At 41.1% G+C, this 23116-nt stretch carries 34 protein-coding genes and 2 pseudogenes; 13 read left to right on the forward strand and 23 right to left on the reverse strand.

Going from position 1 to position 23116, the window contains the following annotated elements; translation table 11 throughout:
- Positions 1-54: 54 nt before the first annotated feature.
- The 11 genes from HG267_RS39155 (at position 55) to HG267_RS39205 (ending at position 5277) form a co-directional block, all read left to right on the forward strand.
- Entirely contained in the window at positions 55-324 is a 270-nt protein-coding gene (locus tag HG267_RS39155; protein WP_263420134.1) for a hypothetical protein, read from the forward strand.
- Between the two features lie 326 nt (positions 325-650).
- Entirely contained in the window at positions 651-1004 is a 354-nt protein-coding gene (locus HG267_RS39160; RefSeq protein ID WP_263420135.1) for a hypothetical protein, read from the forward strand.
- 36 nt (positions 1005-1040) lie between these two features.
- Positions 1041-1304 (forward strand): hypothetical protein, encoded by a 264-nt coding sequence (locus tag HG267_RS39165; RefSeq protein ID WP_235623158.1) that lies wholly within the window; start codon positions 1041-1043, stop codon positions 1302-1304.
- Positions 1301-1567 carry a hypothetical protein gene (locus tag HG267_RS39170; RefSeq protein ID WP_045875011.1) on the forward strand — a complete coding sequence of 89 codons (267 nt, stop codon included), beginning with the start codon at positions 1301-1303 and terminating at the stop codon, positions 1565-1567. The genes HG267_RS39165 and HG267_RS39170 overlap by 4 nt, the downstream gene beginning before the upstream one ends.
- Before the next feature lie 11 nt (positions 1568-1578).
- Entirely contained in the window at positions 1579-1860 is a 282-nt protein-coding gene (locus tag HG267_RS39175; RefSeq protein ID WP_263420136.1) for a hypothetical protein, read from the forward strand.
- Positions 1857-2252 (forward strand): hypothetical protein, encoded by a 396-nt coding sequence (locus HG267_RS39180; RefSeq protein WP_045875013.1) that lies wholly within the window; start codon positions 1857-1859, stop codon positions 2250-2252. The genes HG267_RS39175 and HG267_RS39180 overlap by 4 nt, the downstream gene beginning before the upstream one ends.
- A 42-nt stretch (positions 2253-2294) precedes the next feature.
- The gene (locus tag HG267_RS39185) at positions 2295-2573 is read left to right on the forward strand and encodes a hypothetical protein (protein WP_263420137.1); all 279 of its coding nucleotides are present in this window, start codon (positions 2295-2297) and stop codon (positions 2571-2573) included.
- Between the two features lie 3 nt (positions 2574-2576).
- The gene (locus HG267_RS39190) at positions 2577-2861 is read left to right on the forward strand and encodes a hypothetical protein (RefSeq protein WP_263420138.1); all 285 of its coding nucleotides are present in this window, start codon (positions 2577-2579) and stop codon (positions 2859-2861) included.
- A gap of 58 nt (positions 2862-2919) precedes the next feature.
- Positions 2920-3486 (forward strand): hypothetical protein, encoded by a 567-nt coding sequence (locus tag HG267_RS39195; protein ID WP_045875015.1) that lies wholly within the window; start codon positions 2920-2922, stop codon positions 3484-3486.
- Positions 3483-5102, forward strand: a complete 1620-nt coding sequence (locus HG267_RS39200; RefSeq protein WP_263420139.1) for a hypothetical protein — start codon at positions 3483-3485, stop codon at positions 5100-5102. Before HG267_RS39195 ends, HG267_RS39200 begins: the two co-directional genes overlap by 4 nt.
- Before the next feature lie 22 nt (positions 5103-5124).
- The gene (locus HG267_RS39205; protein WP_263420140.1) at positions 5125-5277 is read left to right on the forward strand and encodes a hypothetical protein; all 153 of its coding nucleotides are present in this window, start codon (positions 5125-5127) and stop codon (positions 5275-5277) included.
- 267 nt (positions 5278-5544) lie between these two features.
- On the opposite strand, the gene HG267_RS39210 is transcribed toward HG267_RS39205, so the two are convergent.
- Positions 5545-5910 carry a retroviral-like aspartic protease family protein gene (locus HG267_RS39210; protein WP_045875016.1) on the reverse strand — a complete coding sequence of 122 codons (366 nt, stop codon included), beginning with the start codon at positions 5908-5910 and terminating at the stop codon, positions 5545-5547.
- A complete protein-coding gene (locus HG267_RS39215) occupies positions 5907-6224 on the reverse strand; it encodes a hypothetical protein (RefSeq protein WP_045875017.1) in 318 nt (105 codons plus the stop codon). Before HG267_RS39215 ends, HG267_RS39210 begins: the two co-directional genes overlap by 4 nt.
- 305 nt (positions 6225-6529) lie before the next feature.
- Between HG267_RS39215 and HG267_RS39220 the strand changes: the two genes are divergently transcribed.
- Together HG267_RS39220 and HG267_RS39225 are read left to right on the forward strand one after the other, a co-directional pair.
- On the forward strand, positions 6530-7081 hold the full coding sequence (locus tag HG267_RS39220) for a tyrosine-type recombinase/integrase (RefSeq protein ID WP_263420141.1): 552 nt from the start codon (positions 6530-6532) through the stop codon (positions 7079-7081).
- Positions 7068-7478 carry a tyrosine-type recombinase/integrase gene (locus HG267_RS39225; protein WP_263420142.1) on the forward strand — a complete coding sequence of 137 codons (411 nt, stop codon included), beginning with the start codon at positions 7068-7070 and terminating at the stop codon, positions 7476-7478. Before HG267_RS39220 ends, HG267_RS39225 begins: the two co-directional genes overlap by 14 nt.
- A 92-nt stretch (positions 7479-7570) precedes the next feature.
- Here the strand turns inward: HG267_RS39225 and HG267_RS39230 are convergent, their stop codons facing one another.
- The 21 genes and pseudogenes from HG267_RS39230 to HG267_RS39320 form a co-directional block, all read right to left on the reverse strand.
- Positions 7571-7939: a hypothetical protein gene (locus tag HG267_RS39230; protein WP_045875019.1), complete on the reverse strand. Its 369-nt coding sequence runs from the start codon at positions 7937-7939 to the stop codon at positions 7571-7573.
- A 122-nt stretch (positions 7940-8061) separates the two neighbouring features.
- Positions 8062-8190 carry a CVNH domain-containing protein gene (locus HG267_RS39235; protein WP_081584192.1) on the reverse strand — a complete coding sequence of 43 codons (129 nt, stop codon included), beginning with the start codon at positions 8188-8190 and terminating at the stop codon, positions 8062-8064.
- Positions 8191-8907: 717 nt separating this feature from the next.
- Complete coding sequence (locus HG267_RS41825; protein ID WP_317891636.1) at positions 8908-9276, reverse strand: lysozyme; 369 nt, start codon at positions 9274-9276, stop codon at positions 8908-8910.
- Positions 9277-9336: 60 nt separating this feature from the next.
- Positions 9337-9519 carry a hypothetical protein gene (locus tag HG267_RS41830; protein ID WP_317891637.1) on the reverse strand — a complete coding sequence of 61 codons (183 nt, stop codon included), beginning with the start codon at positions 9517-9519 and terminating at the stop codon, positions 9337-9339.
- Positions 9491-9976, reverse strand: coding sequence for a hypothetical protein (locus HG267_RS39245; protein ID WP_263420143.1), 486 nt, complete (start codon positions 9974-9976; stop codon positions 9491-9493). Before HG267_RS39245 ends, HG267_RS41830 begins: the two co-directional genes overlap by 29 nt.
- A 640-nt stretch (positions 9977-10616) precedes the next feature.
- Complete coding sequence (locus HG267_RS39250; protein WP_045875022.1) at positions 10617-10832, reverse strand: hypothetical protein; 216 nt, start codon at positions 10830-10832, stop codon at positions 10617-10619.
- Positions 10833-11028: 196 nt separating this feature from the next.
- Complete coding sequence (locus HG267_RS42075) at positions 11029-11199, reverse strand: ribonuclease domain-containing protein (protein ID WP_411863282.1); 171 nt, start codon at positions 11197-11199, stop codon at positions 11029-11031.
- A gap of 572 nt (positions 11200-11771) precedes the next feature.
- Positions 11772-12167 (reverse strand): protease complex subunit PrcB family protein, encoded by a 396-nt coding sequence (locus tag HG267_RS39260; protein WP_045875024.1) that lies wholly within the window; start codon positions 12165-12167, stop codon positions 11772-11774.
- Between the two features lie 45 nt (positions 12168-12212).
- Positions 12213-12437: a hypothetical protein gene (locus tag HG267_RS39265; protein ID WP_263420145.1), complete on the reverse strand. Its 225-nt coding sequence runs from the start codon at positions 12435-12437 to the stop codon at positions 12213-12215.
- An 8-nt stretch (positions 12438-12445) separates the two neighbouring features.
- Positions 12446-13903 carry a S8 family peptidase gene (locus tag HG267_RS39270; RefSeq protein WP_263420146.1) on the reverse strand — a complete coding sequence of 486 codons (1458 nt, stop codon included), beginning with the start codon at positions 13901-13903 and terminating at the stop codon, positions 12446-12448.
- Positions 13904-14033: 130 nt separating this feature from the next.
- A complete protein-coding gene (locus HG267_RS39275; protein WP_045875026.1) occupies positions 14034-14597 on the reverse strand; it encodes a hypothetical protein in 564 nt (187 codons plus the stop codon).
- A 341-nt stretch (positions 14598-14938) separates the two neighbouring features.
- A complete protein-coding gene (locus tag HG267_RS39280; protein WP_263420147.1) occupies positions 14939-15409 on the reverse strand; it encodes a hypothetical protein in 471 nt (156 codons plus the stop codon).
- A gap of 419 nt (positions 15410-15828) precedes the next feature.
- The gene (locus tag HG267_RS39285; protein ID WP_263420159.1) at positions 15829-16047 is read right to left on the reverse strand and encodes a helix-turn-helix domain-containing protein; all 219 of its coding nucleotides are present in this window, start codon (positions 16045-16047) and stop codon (positions 15829-15831) included.
- Positions 16048-16062: 15 nt separating this feature from the next.
- Positions 16063-16173 (reverse strand): annotated as a pseudogene (locus tag HG267_RS39290) (AraC family transcriptional regulator); the annotation flags it as partial.
- A complete protein-coding gene (locus tag HG267_RS39295) occupies positions 16145-16351 on the reverse strand; it encodes a hypothetical protein (protein ID WP_263420162.1) in 207 nt (68 codons plus the stop codon). The pseudogene HG267_RS39290 and the gene HG267_RS39295, both read right to left, overlap by 29 nt.
- Before the next feature lie 167 nt (positions 16352-16518).
- Positions 16519-16767 (reverse strand): Mo-dependent nitrogenase C-terminal domain-containing protein, encoded by a 249-nt coding sequence (locus HG267_RS39300; RefSeq protein WP_045875029.1) that lies wholly within the window; start codon positions 16765-16767, stop codon positions 16519-16521.
- A gap of 271 nt (positions 16768-17038) precedes the next feature.
- Positions 17039-18007: a hypothetical protein gene (locus HG267_RS39305; protein WP_045875030.1), complete on the reverse strand. Its 969-nt coding sequence runs from the start codon at positions 18005-18007 to the stop codon at positions 17039-17041.
- A gap of 88 nt (positions 18008-18095) precedes the next feature.
- Positions 18096-19514 (reverse strand): hypothetical protein, encoded by a 1419-nt coding sequence (locus HG267_RS39310; RefSeq protein WP_411863281.1) that lies wholly within the window; start codon positions 19512-19514, stop codon positions 18096-18098.
- Between the two features lie 39 nt (positions 19515-19553).
- Positions 19554-19607 (reverse strand): annotated as a pseudogene (locus HG267_RS42080) (hypothetical protein); the annotation flags it as partial.
- Positions 19591-22059 carry a WD40 repeat domain-containing protein gene (locus HG267_RS39315; protein ID WP_263420148.1) on the reverse strand — a complete coding sequence of 823 codons (2469 nt, stop codon included), beginning with the start codon at positions 22057-22059 and terminating at the stop codon, positions 19591-19593. The pseudogene HG267_RS42080 and the gene HG267_RS39315, both read right to left, overlap by 17 nt.
- Positions 22060-22091: 32 nt before the next feature.
- The gene (locus tag HG267_RS39320; RefSeq protein WP_263420149.1) at positions 22092-23111 is read right to left on the reverse strand and encodes a CHAT domain-containing protein; all 1020 of its coding nucleotides are present in this window, start codon (positions 23109-23111) and stop codon (positions 22092-22094) included.
- Positions 23112-23116 lie beyond the last annotated feature (5 nt).

A 23116-nucleotide genomic window follows, 5' to 3' on the forward strand; every position in this document is an offset into this window, starting at 1 on the left:
GGTAAAGACCCCGGTGCTGGGTATGGGAAGGCAATTTATGGTGATTTTTCTATCATGATGCCAGCCGCATACTCAGTAGTTCGCAACCACAACATCCACCTTCACGAAACCATATCTAAAGATGGGTGCTGGGTGCGTTATCTCGAAGGTTCACGCCTTGACTTAAAAGACATTCAATTCTTTTGGGGAAGTGCAGCGCTCCCCCAAGCTGTTCACACCCTGCTACACGAAGATAAAGCCAAAAAAAGCAGAACTGGCATTAGAAAGCATCCTTGCAGACTTAGCAGTTCTCAATATTCCTTCCGAGATGAAACTAGAAATTAGTTTGAGCAACCACAACCCAGAAGCTGGGGAGAGAGGAGATTAAACGCAGAGTTCAAGGTGTTCACGCCTTCCAACACAAGCTTCCCCCCGTAAATCATTGAGATTGTCACCAAAACAGTAGAAATCGCAGTCACAGGTAAATACCAGAAGGATTTGGAAGTATCGCTCATTGCTTATTTGGTGAACCAACTCTAGCCCTAGAAGAGTCGGAAATTGCCATCGGGCTTGATATTGGTTCATCCACTTGGCTAATTACCGTATTTAACGGCAATGGTGCAGTCATAGACCGTCACCTGATTGAAGGTGGATGTGGTGAGTTGCACTCAATGATTGCAGAAGCATTAGACAAGCGGAATGACAAAGTAAGTCTGCTGTCCAAAGATGTCAAACACTCATCTTCTTTAGTGAACCGAGGGATTTTAGAAGGAACTTTAACTTATGGAGGTAATCACCTTACAGGCAAGAATTTTGAAGCTGAATACAGCCAATGTCTTGATGAATGGTGGTCTACAAGAATTGAAAAATTCGCTAATTTCGTCACTTCTAGCAATTACTTAGACCGTGCTAAATATCTTGTTGCTTGGGGTGGTGGTGTTTCACTGCCAGTGGTGGATCAAAATCTCGCTGACTTAGGCTTTGTGGTCTTACCAAACCCCAATTCATCAATGCGTTTGGACTGAAGTTATTAACAGAAATCTCGACAGGAGTATAAACAAGTGGCTGATAAAACGTCATACGAATCTCGGCGTATAACCATTTCTTACTTAGCAGTTGAGGAACTGTGCCAGATGTTCAATATCCCTGCTGATGCGCCAACACAAGCACTATCAGCAGCAGTAGAAAAGCTCATTTTTCAGGGTGGGGTCAATTTACAAACATTTTCCAAAAATCAAAGTCAGGCATCTACAACAACAGCAACTCACCCGAATAAAGCAGGAATAGCTTCTATGGTTAGTCAGTTTAAGGGAGTCGCTTCATGAAGAACCTAAATAGAGTGTATGACTCAACTTTACTTACCCAGTCGAAGGTTTACCAAATCGACCGAACACTGTACCAATACCGCTATAGCACAGGCACAATCCAAGCACCACAATACATCTTCCGCCCACTAGCAGGACAACGAAAGAAAGCGGATTTTAAGCTGAATCACAAAGCTTTAACTACTCGCTGTTATGAAGTTGAGGGGGCAAAAATAAATAGTTCCGTACTAAGTCAAGAATCATTGCAGTTATCAATATTTTGATGAGGTGAATTATGCAGAATCAAGCACTGCCAGAATTAGTTGCACAAGCCCAACAATTACTCACCCAAATCAGGCAGCATCCCCAATTTTTAGCACTGCAAATTGATGCAGATGTCACGATAGGCGATGTTACCCAATTTTTCAACGCGCTGGGGTGGGAAGTAACAGCCACTGCTGTGGATGTATCAAAGGAAGGCTTTTCAGTAATGGGGAGAGGCGATCGTATTCGCCGGCAAGCTGGCGATCGCCCTCTGGTTGCAAAAGAACAACACACAGAGATTTTATCAAGATGAATAACTCCAATCTATTTTTCGCCGCATTAAACGCCCTAACTAACAATGGATGCCCAAGAGAATTGGCGCAATCAGCAGCAGAGATAGTTGCTAATGATGATCCATTCCTACCCAATTTAGGTAGAACACCAGAGCAGCAGCAGATAATCCAAGAAACACTGCCATACTTGCAATCTGGAATCTATGACCAGTTTGAAACAATTGATGAAACACCAAACCCTTTAACTCATGGTCAGTTTTTAGGGAATTTTGGCTCTGAATTACCAGACGAAACGATTTTTCGACTTGCAGAAGGCGATTCAACAGCACTAAATGACATTACGGATCACGCAACTAGAGACAAAGCAAACAACATCTTTACAAGATTGGAAGAACTAGGAGCGTGGGAGTGATGAACCGGACAGTAAAACTCAAACTGGATGCACCCATCACCTATGCCGCTTTGCATTCCCTTTCGGGGCATTAGCCAAGAAACCGTATTCCAAGCCCTAGACGGCAATCAGACAGCAGCTGCAACTGTGGCAGATTTTAGAATCAAGCAAACCCAACGCGCCCAAAATGCTAAGGCAGTATTCGGCAACCTATCACTTGGTTTACAGGCAACTGAAACCGTCATGGCAGAAGAAACCCAGTTTCTCACCGCCGCAGGTACGAGCATCAACAAAATGGCTGAGGGTTGGTCAAAGCTGTTAGGGTCAGTGATACCCGTTTAGGCTATGGGCCTACAGCAAAAAGTGATTGCATCTGATAACCAACTAGCCCAAGAACAGTTTCGGCACTCTAGGACACTTAACTTATTGGGTGAATCGCACCGTGCAACGCTCAGAACCATTGAGATTGACGCTACCAAGGCACAAACTCAACTTTGGCAGCAGGTCAAGGACAAGCAACAAGGACTTTCACCCGCAGACCGAGCTAAAGAAACCTTAAAAGACATTCACAGACACGGTTCTAACGCTGTTAATCGTGCCAAAGGTTTCTTTAGACGCTTACTCGACTAAATCTAAATAAAAGCCCAGGAGCTAAACCTGGGCTAACTTTCTTCCCAAAGGTGTTCCTATGTTGACCAACAATCAAAAACAAACACCAATTTACTTTGATGCAGAGATTGTAGACCTTGGCGTACAGTCTGTAGACGGTGAACAGTATGACTCGGAACTCTTACAGCAGGCGATATCTGAAACTGACAGCAGTATCACCATAATTCAAGGCATTGCTCAAGGTGCATTCCTGGCAGGATTGCAAATCACATCAACCCAATATCTCTACCTTGCTGGCAGTGTTGGACTATTCCCAATAGTCATTGCTGGCTTACCCGTTGGGGCATCCTTGGCGGCTACCCTCTGCTACTTAAGATTTCACAACAGCATCATTCCCCAAATGAGCGACCGCCAAAAATTTGGCATTGGTGTAATTCGCTCTGCAACGCTAGCCGCTAGTTCATGGAAGTTGACAGGTGATGCCCAAGACATGGACAAAATAGCCCGTAACAGTTTTTCTACCGTGACTGAGCAGGTAAAAGCATCCTTGGGCATCGAGAAGCCCAAAGAAACTAATTACGGGTTATTTCTTGGGTTAGCCGCCGTTGTTTCTGTTGTCCTATGTTTCTACTGGCGTAAGAAATGAAAGACGTAAAACCATCAGAACTTAACCAGCGTTGTTATAGTCTGCCACTGCGTCTAAATCTCCTGATGATGGCATCGGTACTAGGGGCGGTGATTTGTGTTGTAGTAGGTCATTTAGGCGACGGGATAGCCAAGAAAGAAATATGTTTTTACCCAAAATCAGCCAGGATACATGATGCTCCACTAGAGGCAGAGGGAGATACAGAGCGTTTACTTTTGGGTAATAAGTATTGCCGTTATGAACAGAGATCGCAAATTCCCGAACCCTACTTGAAGGCTAATCAGTACCGCACCAGCAACCCCAACTATAACGAGTGGGCATTTCTCCAGCATGAAAGCTTATATGTATTCCGAGAACTAAGTGCTGATAATCCGTTTAAGATTCACTTTGGGCTAGGAGCGATGGTGTTGGGGGGAATTGGTTTGTTTTTGACAAGCAAAGCCAAAGACTATCTCAGCGACATTAGACCCCACTACCGAGCTACTAAACAATTTGAGGGCGTAAAAGCTTCTTACAGCGTAAGACTAGGTGAGCAACTGCTAGACCTGTCTGGTAACGAACTGTTGAAATACTTGCGTGGGATTAAAATCGCTGAGGCTAGACAACAGTTTATAGCTAGTATCACCCCACAGCAGCAGACAGCTTTACTCATGGCGATGTCGGCGGATGATTATTACGAATTTGGACACCTGCTCGACTCTGGGCAAAGCTTTGAAAAGTTTGAGCCTCAACAGCAGCCAGCCCCACAGCTACCACACGGCACACCAGGAACTGTGGAGGAGCAAATGCAGCAACCAGTAATCCCACCCGACAATAACACCGCATGGGTGCAAAACCTCATCAAACAAACTGCCCTGATTTGGGGCAACCAGGGCGGTGGTAAATCTTGGCTTGCTCGTTATGTCGCCAAACAGAAAAAACAAGCAGGCTACCGCGTTGTTGTCCTTGACCCTGACAGTAACCGTGCAGAATGGCGAGGGGTTGAAAGTTACCATTCTTGGTCGGATATTGAGCAACAGATCCGCGAATACGTTGAGGAATTAGAACAACGGTTAAAAACCTTTAATAATTCATCTTTAAGTGAGTCGCAATGGCGGCAGAAACTTTGGAGCGAGGGCAAAGCAACCGCCCTAATTTGTGAAGAAGCCACCACCTATGGCGACTTTATTAAAGATGAGGAATTACTATCAAAATTCGGGAAGCTGGCATTAACTAAAAGCCGTAAACAAGAGATGCCTTTAACTGTGGTAGCTCACAACAATACCCAGACTTGTTTATTTGGGATTAAAGGCTTACATAATCTGGTTTCTAAAATGCTGCAAGTTGAATGTTTGGCACAGGTAGATCCAATTACACTGCAACCAAAATCTACGGGTCTTGCCAAGGTAAAACTCGATAGTTCCAACGAATGGATATTAGTTGAACTGCCGACTATGACAGCCAAAATATCTGATTTTAGTGACACTCTATCAGCAGCAGATTCTCACCTAATTCCCCCCATAGATCAAGCCACTTTAGAGCGGATTTATGAACTAGAAATTAATCTTGGTGACAAGGCAAGTGATACCCAATCCGCGCCTAATCAACTATCACCAATGGCGCAAAAAGTTGTATGAATATCTCACCAGAACCGAGAGAATGACAGCCGATGTTAGGGAGTTCAAGGGCAATTTTAAAGTCAACTCGGAGAGATTCACTGTTGAGCAAATTAAGGGTTGGATGTACGAAATTGTGGGGGCAGGAAAGGCTGACTGGATAGGCGACGGTGTTATCAAGCTCAATCAAATTTAGCCGCTTTCTATGGCTGGTGTCTGCTCCCCAAAACCCCCCCCCCTTTTTTGCGGACATCGGACACCAGACACTACAGACACCAAACGCTAAAAGCCTTATACAGTATGGACACGTTCAGACATTAGAGCGGACACGTAAAGACACCAGATGTCTGTGACGTGTCCGTTGTGTGTCTACCAGACACTAATAACAAATCTGCCAACAAATAAACAATTGATAAATTTTAAAAAATTTTGAGGGATTTTTCTCTCTTTTTATCGGTCGTAGTTATCCCAACGTCAATTCACCCGACTGTATATCAACGACTAACCGACGATTTGTTAACCATTGACGACCGAGTAAAACTTCTGTTAAATCTTTGCCAACATGTACAGGGATGTCAAACTCTTGACCATCAAATAGTACTTGACCAACATAGATGTCAAATTTTACATCTCCCCGTGCAGTTCGCATTGTTTGCTCTCGTAAACGCTCCCAACCAAGTGCATCTATATCTTGGTCATTAATCGCTAACCAATACGAAAAACCTGTATCAAACATCGCCTCAACAGGTAATTCTAATCCATCTGATGTTATTAAATTAATTTCAAAAAGTAGTGCTTCCTCATCACCAAAAAAACCGGAAATCGTCATATCGTGCCGCAAGCCCCAGACTCATTAATCCGAAAAGTATAGTGTATTTTGCCTGGATGCTGTTCGCGACATTGTAATGAAACTACTTCTAAATCTTTATCAACAAAATATTCTCCACTATCCGGTTCAACTGCAACAAACCAGTTGTAGTGAGTTTCAATTAATTCTGATTTTACTCGCTCAAAAATAGGTTTACAACGTTGGTAAAAAGCCTCGCGTTCGGCTTCACGTCGTGCTTTTTGTGACTCATTCCATTGGATTTCGGGAAATATTCTCCCCCTACGGACAACACGGGTAGACTTGGTTTCTGTCATGCTTTTACCTATAAACCAATATCTATTATTTTAACGGTAAAGCTATCAAAGAGTGAACCGGGATTTCCGCCTCAGCTGCGTTTATTAAAATAATCATCGCTGTCGGGTTCAAGTAATTGGATGATACAATCCCGTTTTCTGATTAAATTCCCAGCCAATACCAGAAGTATCCTTGCGCTTAGACCATGAAAAAAGCCAAAGAATCGGGGAAAATAAAGTTAATCGTAATGTAAAGTGGTTGTGAGAATGTACGTTTTAACAAGCACTTAACGCGCACAACCCTTATAAATCAACGGTTTTTGTCTATGTCTGGTATCATCACCCTCCGCTCTATCACCTCTTTAAGTGGAATTACACAGAGCGATAGTAAACAAATTCTCGAAGTTTTACTGACGCAAAAACGGTCGGAACACACCCGCAGGGCTTATTCCCATGACTTGCGAAATTTCTTCAGTCTCATCGCCCCCGGTCGCGAATTAACATCCGACCTGGCCTACGAATTTTTAGGGCTATCAAAAACCCAGGCAATATCGGTGGTGGTTGCCTACCGCAAGCATCTTTTCGAGCAAGGTTTAGCGCCAGCGACAATTAACCGCAGAATCAGCGCGATTAAGTCTTTGGTGGAGATGGGGCAGATTTTTGATATCTGCAATTACGACCTGGAAGTGATTAAAAATGAGAAAGTTAGACCCTATCGGGATACTAAGGGGATAGAAGTTCCAGAGGTGATTAAGCTATTTGAGGCGATTGATACTTCGACTTTAGCGGGGAAGCGCGATTATTCCATCATGCGGCTGCTTTGGAGTAATGCTCTGCGGCGCGGGGAGATTCCCCAGTTTGGATGTGAAGCATTTTAAATATGCTAGATGTCAAATCGAGGTTAGTGGTAAGGGACGCAATGGGGAACGGGAGCCGGTGACAATTTCTCAAAAAACGGCTGCTGCAATTTCTGATTGGTTGCAAGCATCTAATGCTGCTGATAAGCCCAACGAACCCATTTTTATTTCCCTTGATCCAGTAAGGTTTGGGAATCGGTTAACTGGGGAAGCGATACGTTTAATTGTTATCAAATATTGTAAGTTGGCAGGAATTGAAAAGCAGATGAGTCCCCACCGGGTAAGGCATAGCGCTATTACTGAAGCGCTGAACCAAAATAATGGTAATATTCGGGCTACTCAAAAGTTAAGCCGCCATTCCGACCCCAGGACTGTGATTATATATGACGATAACCGTGTTGATTTGCAAGTGCTTTGACCAGGCAGCTTGATGATTTGATTTAACAATTTACATCGTATCGTTGAGGTTGAAATTTACCAGGTTCGGTACTGAAGTCGTGAATGTTCCAGTTAACTATATACTTTCTTTATATTATCGATAGCTTCATTTAAATTTCTGTTATGCATCCAACCTACATAACCGCCAAATATCATTTTGTTGTTGGAATCTGCTAAAAATATGTGTTTTACTTGTGCCGGATTTATGTAAATTTTAACTAATGTTTTATCTTTCAATGTGAACAAGGGTACTGCTCTTTGAAAATCTCTACTATGAGCCATAGTCATACCAGGTACATTGACCAATATTTCAATAACTTGTTGTGTTGTTTTAGAAATACTTGAAGCAATTTCAGCTTCCTTATTCCATTCCATTAAATAATCAAGTGCTTTTTCAGATAATTTAAAACCAGATTCAAATGTACCAAATAGATTTAACATTTTAATTTCCTTCAGTTAATACTGTGAGTTCGCTTATTTTTAAACTCCAAATTGAATTAAAGCTTTAATTCAAAGAGAAAAGGGCTATTTTAAAGTAAACAGCCAAGACAAAATCTTAGGAATTAAGCATTGACACAACTATTTAAGTCGATTGCGGCTGCGGCTTGAGAACTATCTATTCTTCTACAATCTGCCCTTAATACTGTGCCCTCAAGCCGGATGTTTGAACAGGTTTTAGAAAAGTCACCCATGATTAATCTCCTTTTTTGATGGGTCTACTGTGGACAAAGTATCTGATGATGTAGCCCAGTTCTCATCAGGTTTGGTTGCAGTTAAGCAAAGAGCTTAATTCTGACTTATTCACATTGGAATTGACCGATTAAGCGTCGTTTCCTTGTGGCTAAAAGGTTTAGCTTGTTTGCTAACTCCCTCGCTCTTCTTAATCTCAATATATTCTTTAAAAAAGTGGATTGATAATTAACTATTTTTAGGTAATTATAGAACCGATAATTAATTATCAAACAGAATTCAGGAGTCAGGAGCCAGAATTCAGAATTGAATTCTGTGCGACTGGCGGATGAATAAACGGGTTTAAGACCCCCACAAAATTGAAAATTTTGTGGTCTTCAATCAGTGGGGGATTCAGACCCACCACTGATTGTATTCTGACTCCTGAATTCTGACTTCTGAATTCTTCAATTTCAGGTGTGATAATTTATTTCTCCTTCTTCTTGGAGTAAGCGAAACGCTCTCCAAAACGTCGAACGCGACATATTAAAAAAGATAACCCAAGTTGTGAACTTGGGTTATCTACATATAAGCGTGTTTGGTAATTGAGACAACTTCGCTTGCGAGTAGCGATACAATATAATGTAAGCTAAACAGAGGTTGCATGGCTTCTACACCCCTGTTATGTCTATTATTCAATTTAGAATAGAATAATAGAAGAATTCTAGCTAGAATACCAGTTACGCTACAGGTGTTAAAAATAGTTCAGCCTCAGCCTGCCTTCGTGCCAAAAGTCCTTCCTCAACATTCGTTCCAGGGTTACGGTATTTGATGAAAGTCTCTTTGATTTCAGACCAATTGCGACTTTCTAAAACTCTGGTAATGGAATTAAAGCCAGGGGCACCAAAGAATTTACTTCCCAAGTTGTAGCTAAAGCTAAGTAAAGCTCCTTGTTGGTTAGTATTTAGTTGATGCCAACAAGGTATTTTTTCTAAATCAGGTAAGTAATTATTTTCCAACTGATAAATCAAAAGCTCCAAAGCTTCTTCTTGAGAAATACTCTCCCCAAGATACCACGGGCTGCCATCGCGTTTCTTGGTTGACCCCACCCAATTGTGATCGGTTCGCGTTTTGTGTCAGGGTCAGGATATGCATTAAGATAGCAGCCTTCAAATTTTTTTGATTAACTCAATTCCGCATTGAGGTAGTTTTGCGGAAATTTGAACCGAGAGATTAGGAACTTCCTTAACTTCAAGCAGGCGGATTTGAACTTGCTTTGCTAACTCTTGGTCTTGACGCAAATAGTCAAACTCAAGAGATTTATCAAGCTTTATAATATCTTGGAGGTTCATATTTATTTTCTCCTAATAAGTATACCCAACGAGAAGTTTGACCGTATTTTGCCCTTGACAATGTTTTTTGAAAAACTTCCTCAAAATCTGTGAATTCTGATTCAGGTAACACAATGCAGCCCATACTTCCTGGCACATTTGCATCTTTATGAATTAGCAGGTCAGAACGGGTTCCTCCACCAATGGTTGTGACTTCAAATGGTGTAATAGGGTAACCATTACCTTCTACTCCTTTGACTTTTCTGAGGTCTACAGGATTAACTGTAACGGAGTAAAAAGGTAATGATGGGCTTAATTCATAAGTAGGAGGTATTACACCACCACGAACATTCCAATCTTTTACCCCTTGTTTATCCGCAATGCTACTTGTCGCAACCCATCTGCCAACAATTCCTTTTGTTTCATCTACTAGAAATAATCTACCTCTATTGAGTTCTGAGGTCTCATCTAGTGCCATTGTAAAAAAATAAAAGCATATTGTTCCTTTTGTTTGTTTCTAAAGAGTTTGCTTATAGAAGTTCTTGTTTTGACGAAATGTATAAGGGTAGGGAATATATACCTCATAAGAGATATACAAATCTCATCTCCACCTGACTCGACTGAGAACTCCTAAAAAATGTTTTGTCCAATTACATTTCCATCTGGATGAAAATGCAACATTGAGCTTGTTTGCTAACCATGAAGCTCTTTGTTAATATCAATACTATTCTTTCTTGATTGGATTAATAATTAACTATCTTTCGAGACTCATAGAAGCGATGATTAATTATTTTTAGATAGTGACAATTTATTTGTCTCTATATATACAAGCTGTAGTTGATTCAGTTAGGAGAAATATATGAATGTGAAAAAAGTGGTAAAAAGCAGCAGTGAGCAACTGCCGAAACAATTACTCACTGCTGTAATAATTCACAACACAGGTAAATCTCAAATTTAGTGCTTGATAATTGAGGTAATTTGGCAAAGCAAATCGAAACTTTTGAAGGCATCGAATATGAACGATCGCTTTTATGTCAGGTTGAACCAGCAAATAATGGCACGTACTCTTGAGAACATACATCGCGCCCTGATTAACCTTCATCAAAAGAGCGATCGCACTAATGTGGTTGGGCTTCTATCGTTACGGTAATCGCTCTCTCTCCTAACAATCCACCTGTGCGACCTGATGTTTCAACGAGTTTCCAGGCAATGCGTTGGTCTGATACGCCTTTGCTGAAAAACTCTAACGCGCTATTAGTAGCTGACAAAAGGGCAGATTGAAAATCCCCTTCTTTTGAGGTTCCTTGAAATTGTTGAATCTTTGTAGTAGTCATAACAGTTCTCCTAAATTTTGAGAAATTGAGTTTTGTTGAACATCAGGTTCAGTTTGTTTGAACCTTATACTTCATCCATGAGCGATCGCATCCTTGAGAATAGACAATCGCACCCTGGAGTGATCGCATCCCTTTTAACAAAGTCCCTACAAAAAGAGCGATCGCACTTAAAATCAAATTTTAGCAAGGGTATAAATTATGACAATTTAAAAAAGGATTGGTAATGATCGCTGGTGTAATACACAGCTGCGACGGATCTTCCGTCTGAACCAATCAATATAACGGCACGGTGCGCGCCAGCCCCACCATGATTATCTTGACCAAGTCGGTACTCTCGATAGTGCTCCCCGTTGAAGCGCGAGGTAATCGAGTACTCCCATGACCTCCTTCATTACTATACACACCACCACCTAGGGTGCCTCCTGTAATATTGGCTCTGATAGTTCTGATTTGATCTTTTTCTGCGGTAGTAGGTCTGCGACTGCCATTCGGTAAAGCACGAGTGCCATCACTACCAGTGCCACCACCAATACGAGCGCCGCGACGAAAACGATCGCGAATACCACTACCAGGAGCGCCACCACGACCACCACGACGAAAACGATCGCGAAAACCACCACTAGGAGCGCCACCACGACCACCACGACTGCGACCACGCGCTTCCAATCCTGCCTGTTCAACGCCCCCCTCGAAATAAGCTTCGAGGTCTTTGGCTACTTCCTCCAAAGATATACTTTCCAAATTAGGATATAGCTCAGATTCAATATTTTCTAATTCCTCTGGTAGGAATTCCAGAGCTTCTAGTTGAGCTTCTGAGAACAATTCCAAATTTTCGACTATCTGTCTAGTCATAATTTCCTCCTGAAAAAATTGAGTTTGTATGTCAGCAAAGTCTGCGAAATCTGCCAAAATTTTGACGCTAACAAGCGTGGTATTTACTTAAGCCTTTTTAAAGAGAACCTTGTTCACAGCACGTTGGGGAATTGTAATTATCTGGTATGGGTGCGTAATCACCTCTTGAACAATCTCTCCAGGCTTAGGCTGGCGATAGGCAACTGTAATTACCAACGATGCCAGGTCTTTTTGCTCAGAGTTTTTGGTCTCGACAGTCAGAATTTCCACCGAATAACCGCCAGTGCGTTTCTCCCCCATAAAGACGGCGACTACCTGGTTATCTGTAAAATCCACGTTGGGAACAGGTGGAGGTGGTATAAAATCAGAGGTGTGTTGCTGCCAAACATCAGCCCATTCTTCAGAATTATCAATTACCAATTGGCTGGCTGTTGGGTATCCGCTATTAGCGCCCCGTGCAATGGTGCGGAAGTTAACTTTCATCTTTTTGCAATCTTCTTACTTATTTTCAGTCTGCTGAAGCAATCTCTATTTAGCCAGACTTGGGACTTGATGGATAATTTGATACGAATCTGTCTTTTTCTGACCACTAGGCGTAGTATAGTTCAGCTTCAAAGAGAGATTGTATTGACTCGGTTTGCCATTGGGAGAGACTTCAATCTCAAAGTTGCGGATAACATCTGCCCCAGTCCGCACATTCCCATAGTCTTGTTCGGCAGCCGTGACTTTAATGTCACTAGTAGGTGATACCAAGCTAGCTTTTACCCCTGCATAACTTCCTTGCTAGTATTTTTCACGGAAATGTTTAGTTGTTCTAGTAACTTCCTTTGTTTAACTACCGAGGTGTAGGTAATCTGTTTCTCTTCTGATACAGGTTGCGTTGCCATCTGCAAAGCCTTGACAACATCTACTAAACCTTTGCCCTGGGCGTTGGGGTCAGTTGTTGAGTCCAGTGGTTTTGCAGATTCCATGAGAATTTTCTTAATCTGCCAAGGTTCCAGTTTTGGATTACGCTCTAATAACAGGGCGCTTATACCAGCAATATGAGGTGATGCCATACTGGTACCGCTCATCTTTTTATAGCGACCACCAGGTACGGTAGATACAATGTCTTCGCCAGGGGCTAAAATATCCGGCTTGGGTCGGTTATCGGCAGTTGGGCCACGACTGCTAAAAGGCATCACTTGGGTTCCGTCGTGGCTAGATGCTCCAACAACAATCACATCACCAAAAGCATCTGCGGGAGAGGTAAGAGTTCCCGGTTCAGAACCATTATTACCTGCACTCTTAACCAAGACTAAGCCTAATTTTGCGGCTCGTTCCGCAGTTTTTGCCCAAACATTAGTACCGTCTAGCTCTGTCGGAACTCCCCAACTACAGTTAGCTACTTTTACACCTTCCTTCATGTCTTTAATCACATCTTCAATGGCATCTGCTCCTTTAAATCCTTCCCCCGAATTATTTGCCTCAGAAGGTAATAATTTATAGCTCCAAATAATTGCCTCTGGTGCCATACCTTTGTACTGCGATCCATTCCCAGCAATAATACCTGCTACGTGAGTTCCATGAGGGTGGGGGTTCCCCCAAGGTTCATTGGTGTAATTTCGCTTATGGACAACACGACCTTTTAAGTCAGGATGGTTAATATCAACTTCGCCATCAAGAACAGCGATAATCACTCCTCTACCAGTACCAACTATTCCTTGAGTTCTAGCATTGACTAAACCCACAGTTACAGAACTTTGGTCTAGTTCTAATCTCAAGGGTTTATCAGCTTCCAAGCGGACTATATTGCTTTGCTGTGAGAATTTTTGAATTTGGGCAGGAGTTAAGTTAGCAACGACAGCTTCACCTAATGTCAGGTGTTCCACCAAAGCTTGCTCTTGTTTTAAATCTTCTATGAGTGATTCAATATCTTGATTTACTAAGCTTTCAAACTCGTCGAAGGCATCAACTTCAAATTCTTCATTGCGTTTTTGGTAAATTTCCTCCAATTGCTCAAACTCCTCATGGTACTGCTCAAAGCACTTGGTCGGTTTGTAATAAATCATCACCCGTTGACGTGTTGTTGAATTCACATCGTCAACTTCATTCATAATTTGATACTCTAAAAAGCGGTCAATTTTACCTTCAATATCGGCTCCCCATTTGTCACGAATTTCTAGTTCGGCTTTTTCTAGTTGCTGTTCTGTGAAATCGAAATCTTCTTCTGAAATCATGATTTACTCCTTGAAAATAAGAGGGTAGGCACTGCTTACATAGAGGCTAAAAAAATTGATTTTTACCTTTTATTTAGTGCCAAACGTATAGTTATTGAGAATGTTGCGAAATATCAGTTAGACAGATTGCTTATCTTCTTCTTCGGTTACGAAAAAAGTCAAATCCCGAAGGTAATACAGTAGTAACAACAGGGATAAGAAAATTCCAAAATTCTGCTGTGGCTGGAATTTCTTCTGGTTTCAAGCCAGCTTGTTTGCAAATAGCAGGAAAAAGACGAGCCACAATTGGCGGAACGAAGATAGTAGACATCCATCTAAAATAGGTTGGCAATGTCTTAGCAATGATTGGAGCCAACAGTTGGGTGACAGCATCAGGGCTTTTGAGACAAGCCGCTTGCAGCTTGGCACGAGTTTTTGGATTGCTAGTGATGTTTTTCACCGCATTTTTGATTAAGGCAGTGAATACTTTTGTTAGTTGTCGAATTACATAACTGTTAGGATTGCGGCGTTCAATATCTCCCTCCATGTAAGCTTCCACATCTTCAGCTACACTTTCAGTAGATACACTTTCGAGAGTTTCTTCTAGCTGAGATTCAATCCCTGCTTCTAATGACTCAACTTCTATCCTTTCTATATCTGCCTCAGAAAACAATTCTAGCTGTTCGAGTGAATTAGCAGATGTTAATGTCGCCATAATTTTCTCCTGTGAAAAGATGAGTATTTTTGCAAGTTTAATTTAGGTTTTACACAATGAAAATATTCGAGATAGCCACATCTATTACATTCATTTGTATATGTGAATGAGTGCAATTATCAGCAATTAACGTGGATTATTGTTTAGGTAAAACCTATCTAGAAAAAAGAAGATTGGTCTTTCCTCCCCTTAAATGGGGAGGATTAAGGTTGAGTAAGTGTGAACGTAGTTGTCCTAACTAAAATTGTGATTAGTAAGACTGATTAACATCACTTAGTCACGCAGACTAAAAGAACCACCGAAAAATATCACCAAATATACCCTCAGTTGCAGCAGATACTTCATCTGATTTCAACCCAGCATCTTTTGCAAATAGCAGGGAAAAGGCGAGCCACAATTGGAGGAACGAAGATAGCAGACATCCATCTGAAATAGGTTGGCAGTGTCTTAGTAATGATTGGAGTCAACAGTGTGGTAACAGCATCAGGACCTTTGCGACAAGCTGCTTGCAGTTTGGCACGAGTTTTAGGGTTGCTGGTGATTTTTTTGACGGTATTTTTGACTAAAGCGGTAAAAATTTTCGTCAACCGTTTAATCACAGAACGGCTTGGAGGACGACGTTCTAAGTCTCCTTCCATGTAAGCTTCTACATCTTCAGCTACACTCTCAAAAGATACACTTTCTAAGTTTTCCTCTAACTGAGATTCAATCCCTGCTTCCGCCGATTCGTATTCCAAAGTCTCGATATCGGCTTCAGAAAATGATTCAAGTGTTTCAGCTGCACCATTTGTTTTTGCTGTATAAGTTGCCATGAGTTTATCCTTTCAGAATTTGATTTGTGTTGTTTAGAAGGTTTTGTTGAAGGAAAGTTTTTAGTTAAAAATCATAGAAGTAATATTTTAATTTCCAGATTTTTAAGAGCTTTTAAGCTTGTTTGTTAGCTCTCCTTTGCTTTCCATACACATATATTATCTTGAGCAAATTTGATTGATAATTAACTATTTTTCGATAAGATTATAATTAAGCATTCAGTATTTTTAGATTCTCCTCAAAAAGTATATCAAATATTTAATATTTTCTAAGCGCACCCTAATTTTGAGAGTTGATGACTTCCATAAATATTTAAATAAAAAAATACTAGATTAGTAAATAACATAATCTAGTATTGCATTGAGATAATATATTAGTTGATTAATTAGCAGTTAATAGGTAGGTAATATTTTTTGTGCCGTTATAACAATGTATGAGAACGCTGTGTCTCTCTCCAAGCACGCGGAGTATTTTTATAGTAATTGCGAAACTGACAATAAAAATGATTGATATTTTGATAACCTACTTTTAAAGCAATTTCTTCAACGGAGTAATTAGTTTCTAAAAGCAAGGTGCTTGCTTCGGCTATCCGGCGCTCGATAATCCAGTTATTTACTGTTTTCCCGGTAAGTTTTCGCACTAAATCGGTTAAGTAAGCTGAGGAATAACCAACAGCTAGAGCTACTTCTTTTAGGCTAATATTTTGATGATAATTAAATTCAATAAATTCAAAGACCTCACGCAGTCGGGGAGTCGATGGAAATATGGACTTCTGAGTATTTGATTTTTTTAGCTTCGGTGGTAGTAGAGAATTTCTCCTGTGGTAACTGAACACTAACAAAGCCTTTTTCTGTGACAATCACCTCAAATCCTGCTGTTTCTAAGCATTTCATTAAGAGGTTTTTGGTTTCAGGATTTTCATGATTTACTAAAATATTAGTCATCTTTTCTCCTAATATTTATTTTTTTGGATTCCTTGGATACGGTGTAGATATTTGCAGTCATTTTTCTTAATTGGCTGGCTACGCCTAATTCAACTTTGCTACTTTTTTTGTTTTAGTATGTTTAATTACTGATACTATGTAACCGATTCAGCTTATCTTTAAGTGTTCTAGTCTAGCTGATTAAGGTAGCAAATAGCACGAAAGCGTAAACCAATTAACTGCTCATACAGAGGATTGAGCTTACACAGAGGTGGTATATGAATAATTAAGTTCCCAAACAGTTTGATGTCACTTGCAAATGGACAAGAAGCTGGAATTACTTTGCACAAGAATCGCGCTAATTTGGAATTATGAATTTCGATAGTATCCAGCTTTTTTCGTATCGGTAAAAGTAAATTTAATGTGTGTGTATTCATGCTGAATTTCCTGACATTACAAGTTTGATATGAGAGAAATTTGAGGTTGCTCTACACATTACTCGGTTAAGAAAAAACCTCTTTATCTGAAATACAGCAGAGTTGTAACAAAACTTTATAAAGAAGTAAAAGTCTGTTGGGGTCTTATCTTCAGCACATATTAAAATGAAATACTATTACCCTGATGGGTACTTTTATCACGACAGAATCGCATAAAAAAAGTACCCTTAAAGGTACTTTTGTGGAGCATCTCAATGCATAAAAAATTATGTTATGCTTCACTACGTGAAACATGCCACCTTCTATTTAACTCAGCGACAACCTTGTGCGCTTTGTCTTCTGTTTCTAACGGGACTTCATAAAAGTCAACAGAGACAAAATTAGGGAGTTGCTTTGCTGTCTTGTAGCATCGGTTGTTTATTCTGTCCATGATTTTTTCATAAGTGTTATCAATGGCGGCAATGATAACAATCGGAAAGTTCCTGTAATGATTAAAGACGAACAATTTCGGGTAATCGGCATCTATATACTCACCGTTGTCCCATCGAGATGGACAATCCCAATCGTTACCTAAGTTACCAATACTCCAGTAATTTTCTTTGGTGTAATAATAATTGTAGGCTACCCCAATTTTTTCTACTTCGTTCTTGTGGTCTTTACTACTGAAAATTACTAAGCGTTTATTGCGCTGAATCATATCTGACAATAAAGGCCATACTTTCTTTTCTTTTACTTGCCACTTTTCATCGTTATCTGGGTCGTATATTAACTCTTTAATGTCTTTAACTTTTTCAAGTTCATCTTTAAGTTCGTTTGTATTGGTGTAATCTTCCAAGAAAACTGTTACTATTTCCGTAGGATTTTCTTTGAGAAAATTTACTACATCATTTAATGCTTGATACAGTCTTTGTAAAGGTAGAGCATAAGTAAATCTGGGTATCCAACCATGCTCGTTAACTCCATGCAATAAGTATACTCCATTCTCTGGAATCACATTAAAAATATCTCCAGAACCAGGTTCTTTGTAATACGTATCAAGCATTAATGCTCTAACACCTTCTCTAAGCTGATTAGCAATCGACCTAGATTGGTTTGGGAAAAGCCAACCAGCATCTTGAGAATTGGCGAAAGAATTATGCGTGCATAAATAACTACTTTCGTTATACCTCAAACTACTAGATGTAAGCGTTGAGGAAAGTCTTTCAGTTTCAGCTATTGTTTGGTTTTGATTGTTTATCATTTCACTACTATAGGATTCTTATTTTATTTTTGAAAAAGCAAGTTAGCTAAGAGCTTGCCGTACAAAGCTTTAGTTCTCAGTTACTTTTTCATAAACTTTGAATTTCTTTATCAGTGAATGGATTTCTACCAGTACGTAGGGTATTAACCCAATGTTGCCGTTTTGATTTATCTTTCGGATTAGAAGTCCAAGCGATGAAAGCTTGAAAATCCTCTATCGCTCCTTTGGTATTGCCTGTTAACGCTCTAGCAATACCGCGACTATCTAAAATTTCTCCATCATTGGGAACAAGAGCTACTGCTTTTTCACAGGCATATATTACATCAGCAGCATGTTTATATTTACTACCAAACCAACAGAGGAAACTCCAAGAACTTGGAGAAATTTCTAATGAGGGATCGAATTTTTGGGCTTGTGCGTAAGCTGCGATCGCTGCCAAAACTTTACCAGTTTCGGCACATTTTTCCCCTTTTCTAATTAAACTTAAAGATACAAACTGACGAGCTTTTGTCTGTGGCTCAAAGCCCAGATTTGAATCTAGTTCTAACGCGGATTGAAACTTAGCACTCGCAACTTCTAAATTACACTGTCGTCCTGCATCTTCTCCTTCTTTAACTAAGGTTAAAGCCTTTACCTTGGCTGTGAGATTAAATTTCAACTTAGGATTCCAATTCAGCGCAGTGCGAAACTTAGTAATTCCATCTTCAATATCACCTTTTATAATTAGTTGTTCTCCCTGAGTTACCATTACAGGTGCCGAAGACGCTTTGATAGCGGGAGTTTCACATTGTTCTAATTCATTGAGTGCGTCAGGGTGGGTGATGAGATAATCCGCAAGCCAGGTACACCCACGCATTTGTAAATCATCAAAATCGAAATTCCATAAAATTACCGTTTTGTCATTACCTGCTGTGGCGAGGGTTTTACCATCGGGACTAAATGTAGCACCATTGACTACATCGCTATGTCCGGTAAGGGTTTGTAGCAACTGACCTTCCCGGTTCCATAGTTTGACCGTCTTATCTTCACTAGCTGTAGCCAAGATTTTACCATCGGGGCTAAAACTGACACTTCGGGTATGATTGCTATGTCCAATCAGGGTTTTGAGAAGTTTGCCCTCCCGGTTCCATAGTTTGACCGTTTTGTCATCACTAGTTGTAGCGAGGGTTTGACTGTCGAAGCTAAATGTAGCGCTGTTGACCAAACTGCTATGTCCGGTAAGGGTTTGTAGCAACTGACCTTCCCGGTTCCATAGTTTAACTGTAGTATCATTACTAGTAGTGGCGAGGATTTGACCATCGGGACTGAATGTAGCGCTATTGACACTATTGTTATGTTTGGCGGTGAAGGTTTGTAGCAACTGACCTTCCCGATTCCACAATTTAACTATATTATCATCACTGGCAGTGGCGAAAGTTTGACCGTCGTCGCGGCTGAATGTAACACTATTGACACTATTTTTATGCCCAGTGAGGGTTTTTACGAGTTGACCCTGCAGGTTCCACAATTTAACTGTCTTATCATCACTAGCTGTCGCCAGGATTTTACCATCAGGGCTAAATGTAACGCTATTGACGCGATCGCTATGTCCAGTTAAGATTTTTTAAAAGTTTGCCCTCCTGGCTCCACAGTTTAGCTGTCTGATCATTACCAGTTGTCGCCAGGATTTTACCATCAGGGCTAAATGTAACGCTATTGACGCGATCGCTATGTCCAGTTAAGATTTTTAAAAGTTTGCCCTCCCGGCTCCACAGTTTAGCTGTCTGATCATTACCAGTTGTCGCCAAGATTTTACCATCAGGGCTAAATGCAACCCTATTAAACTGCTCGTTATTTTGGGTGAGGGTGGTAAACAGCTTGTTATCCAATTTCCACAGGATTACAGTGTTGTCATTACTGGCACTAGCAAGGGTTTTGCCGTCAGGACTAAATGTAGCCCTATGGACTACATCGCTATGTCCAGTGAAGGTTTTGAGCAGTTGACCTTCCCTGTTCCATAGTTTAACTGTCTTGTCATTACTAGCTGTAGCAAGGTTTTTACCATCGGGGCTGAAGCTGACACTGTTAACAAGCTCATTATGTCCAGTGAAGGTTTTGAGCAGTTGACCTTCCCTGTTCCATAGTTTAACTGTCTTATCATTACTAGCTGTAGCCAGGATTTTACCATCGGGGCTGAAGCTGACACTATTAACCTGCTCATTATGTCCAGTGAAGGTTTTGAGCAGCTTACCTTCCCTGTTCCATAGTTTAACTGTCTTGTCATTACTAGCTGTAGCCAGGATTTTACCATCGGGGCTGAAGCTGACACTATTAACTGGCTCGCTATGTCCAGTGAAGGTTTTGAGAAGCTTACCTTTCCTGTTCCATAGTTTAACTGTCTTGTCACTACTAGCTGTAGCCAGGATTTTACCATCGGGGCTAAATGTAGCGCTATTGACATTATCTTTATGTCCTACAAGAGTTGCGATCAATTTGCCTTCGCGACTCCATAGTTTGGCTGTATCGTCATTACTATTAGTAACAATTTGACCGTCAGGGCTGAAACTAATGCTATTAATCAGCCTCGCATGTGCGTCGAAACTTTTGAGCAACTGACCTTTCCGGTTCCACAATTTAACTGTCTGATCGTCACTTCCAGTGGCAATAGTTTCACCGTCGGGGCTAAATATAACACTTCTTATATAACTATGATGCCCTTCCAAGCGATTAAACTGTTTGACTTCATTTATGGCTTGCCCCAATACAACTGTAATGGGAATTTTTAGCTCTATATTTTCCCCCTGAATTTGTGTGACTTTTTTCGCTGCCTTGAGAATAGTTTTCAAAGCATCAAATTCTTGTCCTAAAGCCAGAAGTGCTTCTGAGGAGTTCGTGAGTGATATAATTTCGTTCTTTGTCGAGTTTTGTGATTGCCACCAAGCCACCGCAGTCAAACTCAAGGCTACAACCAAGCCGCCAGAGAGTCCTAAGATAGTAAATTGTTGTCTGCGCTTTTGCGTTTTGCTCTCTCGCTCCCTCAGTTCCACACTCAACGCAATAAAACTCCTCTCTACTGGACTCAATTCTAAAAAACGTTGTCTTTCCCAATATTCCGCATCTGCCAGTGGCTTACCTCGTAAAAGCGCCCCTTCATCATTTCCACTGCTCTCCCAAGTACGCATTGCTACGCGCAACTGTTCTTGCCAGTGGCGAAAGTCCCTATCTTGCTGCATCCACAGATTTAATTGTCCCCAACTGCGGATTAAAGCTTCGTGGACAACCTCTACCGTATCTAAACCTGTTTTCTCATCCCGTCCCGTCACCACCAAACGAGCATTAGCCAAGCGAGTTACCAAATCCCAATTTTCCTCACCCACCTCAGCACGGGTAGCTACACGGCGGGTATCTTCCGTCCCTTCCCCTGGATGTACCAGTTGAATAAAAATTCGCTGCGCCCTTTCTTTTTCCTCAAAATTCAACTTGTTATATGCTTCATCCGCATAACGAGCCAATGCTGCTTCTACTCCGCCAATTTCATCATAAGCAGCATGGGTCAACTGGGCATCAAGTTGTTTTGCCCACAGTTGAGTCAAGGCAAACTCCAATAAAGGTAAATCCCCTGGTTCTGTACTCACCGTAGAAAGAATGCGTTCAACAAGCCCCTCCTCAATTGTCACCCCCAGCAACGCCGCAGGTTTTTCTACTGCTGCTTGCATCTCCTCATCCGTCATTGGACCCAGTTTTAAGTCTGCATACTGCAAGGCATCAGCAAAGGGACGATAAGACAATGCTTGTCCTAAAAAGTCTGCCCTGAGAGTGATGACAAAAGTAAAATTACGACAGGAAGAGATTGCTTCTAATAATCTATCTAAAAAAGCTTTGCGCTCTTGTGCATCTCTGCAAAGGGTATAAAGTTCTTCAAATTGGTCGGCAACTAGCAATAAACGCTGGTTGGGGTCAACAGAGAGGATATCATCCACCACATCCCGCAACCCATTTTCACACTGCCCCAGGTCGCTGGCAAGATTTCTAATCTCCCGCAAGCGTTCTGTGCGGCTAAGTACAGGTGGCAATATTTGAGACCCTTTTTTGATGATAATCTCGATTAAAATTGGTTTCTTTTTTGGTCAACAAGGGCAGTTGCCAGATTAAACAAAGGTCTGGAACCGGGACGAAAGTCAACAATATGACAGTTACCAGCATCTCGCAGACACTTCACCAAACCAGCAAACACCACACTAGATTTACCACTACCACTAGAACCAATCACCGCAACCAAGGGTTGATTTTGCACCGCATCTATCAACATCTGGGTGAAAGATTCCCGTCCAAAAAAGAATTGTGCATCTTCCTCCCGAAACGCAAACAAACCACGATAGGGACTAATTTCGGTGGGACGGCGACCTAAATCTAACCAACTTGGTGGGACTGTATCTGCATTTTGACAAATTACTGGTAACAAAGAGGCACAGGGATATTTATCCTCCAGTCCATGCAGTTTTAATCTTGCTTCTTTTACTGCTTGATATAAGGGTTTGCCATCATTCGCATAAGCCACCAAAAATTGCTTTAAAAATACCTGTGCCACTTCATCTGGCACTTGTTCTCGCATCACAATAATTTGGGGAATCTGTAGCGCTTCTAACTGGGACCCTAATCCCAACCCATCACAGGAATTAAATATCGCCACAGCTAACCCGTTGCTCTTCGCTTTTTTCAAGCCATATTTGAGGTCATCAGTAGTTAAGCTTTCCTTATTCTCATTAATGTATATTCGACCACTATCTCCCACAGTTTGACTATGACCTGCAAAAAACAGGATATCCCAAGGTCTTTCCCATAAGGAATCGTTGATTTCGTGACGTTGGGGCTGTACTAGAAAAGTGACATCGGCATCAGGTAAACTGTTGAGCAACTTTCGGTCTGTTTCGATATCAATACCAGTACTGTTGCCCAAAATCGCCAGAATTTTGACTTGATCTCTTTTGGTAGGGGTTTTCGCTATGATAGGTTTTTGATAATCGGTTGCACTCAAAGCTAGTTCGGCATTGGGATATTCTTCCACTAAATCCCAAAGATGCCAAGGTATTTGTCGCAACTGCTGACTGGATGTGCGAATTAGCACCCGCA

Origin of the sequence: Tolypothrix sp. PCC 7601 (assembly GCF_025677855.1) — a bacterium.
Lineage (GTDB): Bacteria > Cyanobacteriota > Cyanobacteriia > Cyanobacteriales > Nostocaceae > Aulosira > Aulosira diplosiphon.

Bases quoted from the DNA above. Each gene is read 5' to 3' on its own strand.
- HG267_RS39155 (WP_263420134.1), top strand. From the start codon at position 55: ATGATGCCAGCCGCATACTCAGTAGTTCGCAACCACAACATCCACCTT.
- HG267_RS39160 (WP_263420135.1), top strand. From the start codon at position 651: ATGATTGCAGAAGCATTAGACAAGCGGAATGACAAAGTAAGTCTGCTG.
- HG267_RS39170 (WP_045875011.1), top strand. From the start codon at position 1,301: ATGAAGAACCTAAATAGAGTGTATGACTCAACTTTACTTACCCAGTCG.
- HG267_RS39175 (WP_263420136.1), top strand. From the start codon at position 1,579: ATGCAGAATCAAGCACTGCCAGAATTAGTTGCACAAGCCCAACAATTA.
- HG267_RS39180 (WP_045875013.1), top strand. From the start codon at position 1,857: ATGAATAACTCCAATCTATTTTTCGCCGCATTAAACGCCCTAACTAAC.
- HG267_RS39185 (WP_263420137.1), top strand. From the start codon at position 2,295: ATGCCGCTTTGCATTCCCTTTCGGGGCATTAGCCAAGAAACCGTATTC.
- HG267_RS39190 (WP_263420138.1), top strand. From the start codon at position 2,577: ATGGGCCTACAGCAAAAAGTGATTGCATCTGATAACCAACTAGCCCAA.
- HG267_RS39195 (WP_045875015.1), top strand. From the start codon at position 2,920: ATGTTGACCAACAATCAAAAACAAACACCAATTTACTTTGATGCAGAG.
- HG267_RS39200 (WP_263420139.1), top strand. From the start codon at position 3,483: ATGAAAGACGTAAAACCATCAGAACTTAACCAGCGTTGTTATAGTCTG.
- HG267_RS39205 (WP_263420140.1), top strand. From the start codon at position 5,125: ATGACAGCCGATGTTAGGGAGTTCAAGGGCAATTTTAAAGTCAACTCG.
- HG267_RS39210 (WP_045875016.1), bottom strand. From the start codon at position 5,910: ATGACGATTTCCGGTTTTTTTGGTGATGAGGAAGCACTACTTTTTGAA.
- HG267_RS39215 (WP_045875017.1), bottom strand. From the start codon at position 6,224: ATGACAGAAACCAAGTCTACCCGTGTTGTCCGTAGGGGGAGAATATTT.
- HG267_RS39220 (WP_263420141.1), top strand. From the start codon at position 6,530: ATGTCTGGTATCATCACCCTCCGCTCTATCACCTCTTTAAGTGGAATT.
- HG267_RS39230 (WP_045875019.1), bottom strand. From the start codon at position 7,939: ATGTTAAATCTATTTGGTACATTTGAATCTGGTTTTAAATTATCTGAA.
- HG267_RS39235 (WP_081584192.1), bottom strand. From the start codon at position 8,190: ATGGGTGACTTTTCTAAAACCTGTTCAAACATCCGGCTTGAGGGCACA.
- HG267_RS41830 (WP_317891637.1), bottom strand. From the start codon at position 9,519: ATGAACCTCCAAGATATTATAAAGCTTGATAAATCTCTTGAGTTTGAC.
- HG267_RS39245 (WP_263420143.1), bottom strand. From the start codon at position 9,976: ATGGCACTAGATGAGACCTCAGAACTCAATAGAGGTAGATTATTTCTA.
- HG267_RS39250 (WP_045875022.1), bottom strand. From the start codon at position 10,832: ATGACTACTACAAAGATTCAACAATTTCAAGGAACCTCAAAAGAAGGG.
- HG267_RS39260 (WP_045875024.1), bottom strand. From the start codon at position 12,167: ATGAAAGTTAACTTCCGCACCATTGCACGGGGCGCTAATAGCGGATAC.
- HG267_RS39270 (WP_263420146.1), bottom strand. From the start codon at position 13,903: ATGATTTCAGAAGAAGATTTCGATTTCACAGAACAGCAACTAGAAAAA.
- HG267_RS39275 (WP_045875026.1), bottom strand. From the start codon at position 14,597: ATGGCGACATTAACATCTGCTAATTCACTCGAACAGCTAGAATTGTTT.
- HG267_RS39280 (WP_263420147.1), bottom strand. From the start codon at position 15,409: ATGGCAACTTATACAGCAAAAACAAATGGTGCAGCTGAAACACTTGAA.
- HG267_RS39295 (WP_263420162.1), bottom strand. From the start codon at position 16,351: ATGACTAATATTTTAGTAAATCATGAAAATCCTGAAACCAAAAACCTC.
- HG267_RS39300 (WP_045875029.1), bottom strand. From the start codon at position 16,767: ATGAATACACACACATTAAATTTACTTTTACCGATACGAAAAAAGCTG.
- HG267_RS39305 (WP_045875030.1), bottom strand. From the start codon at position 18,007: ATGATAAACAATCAAAACCAAACAATAGCTGAAACTGAAAGACTTTCC.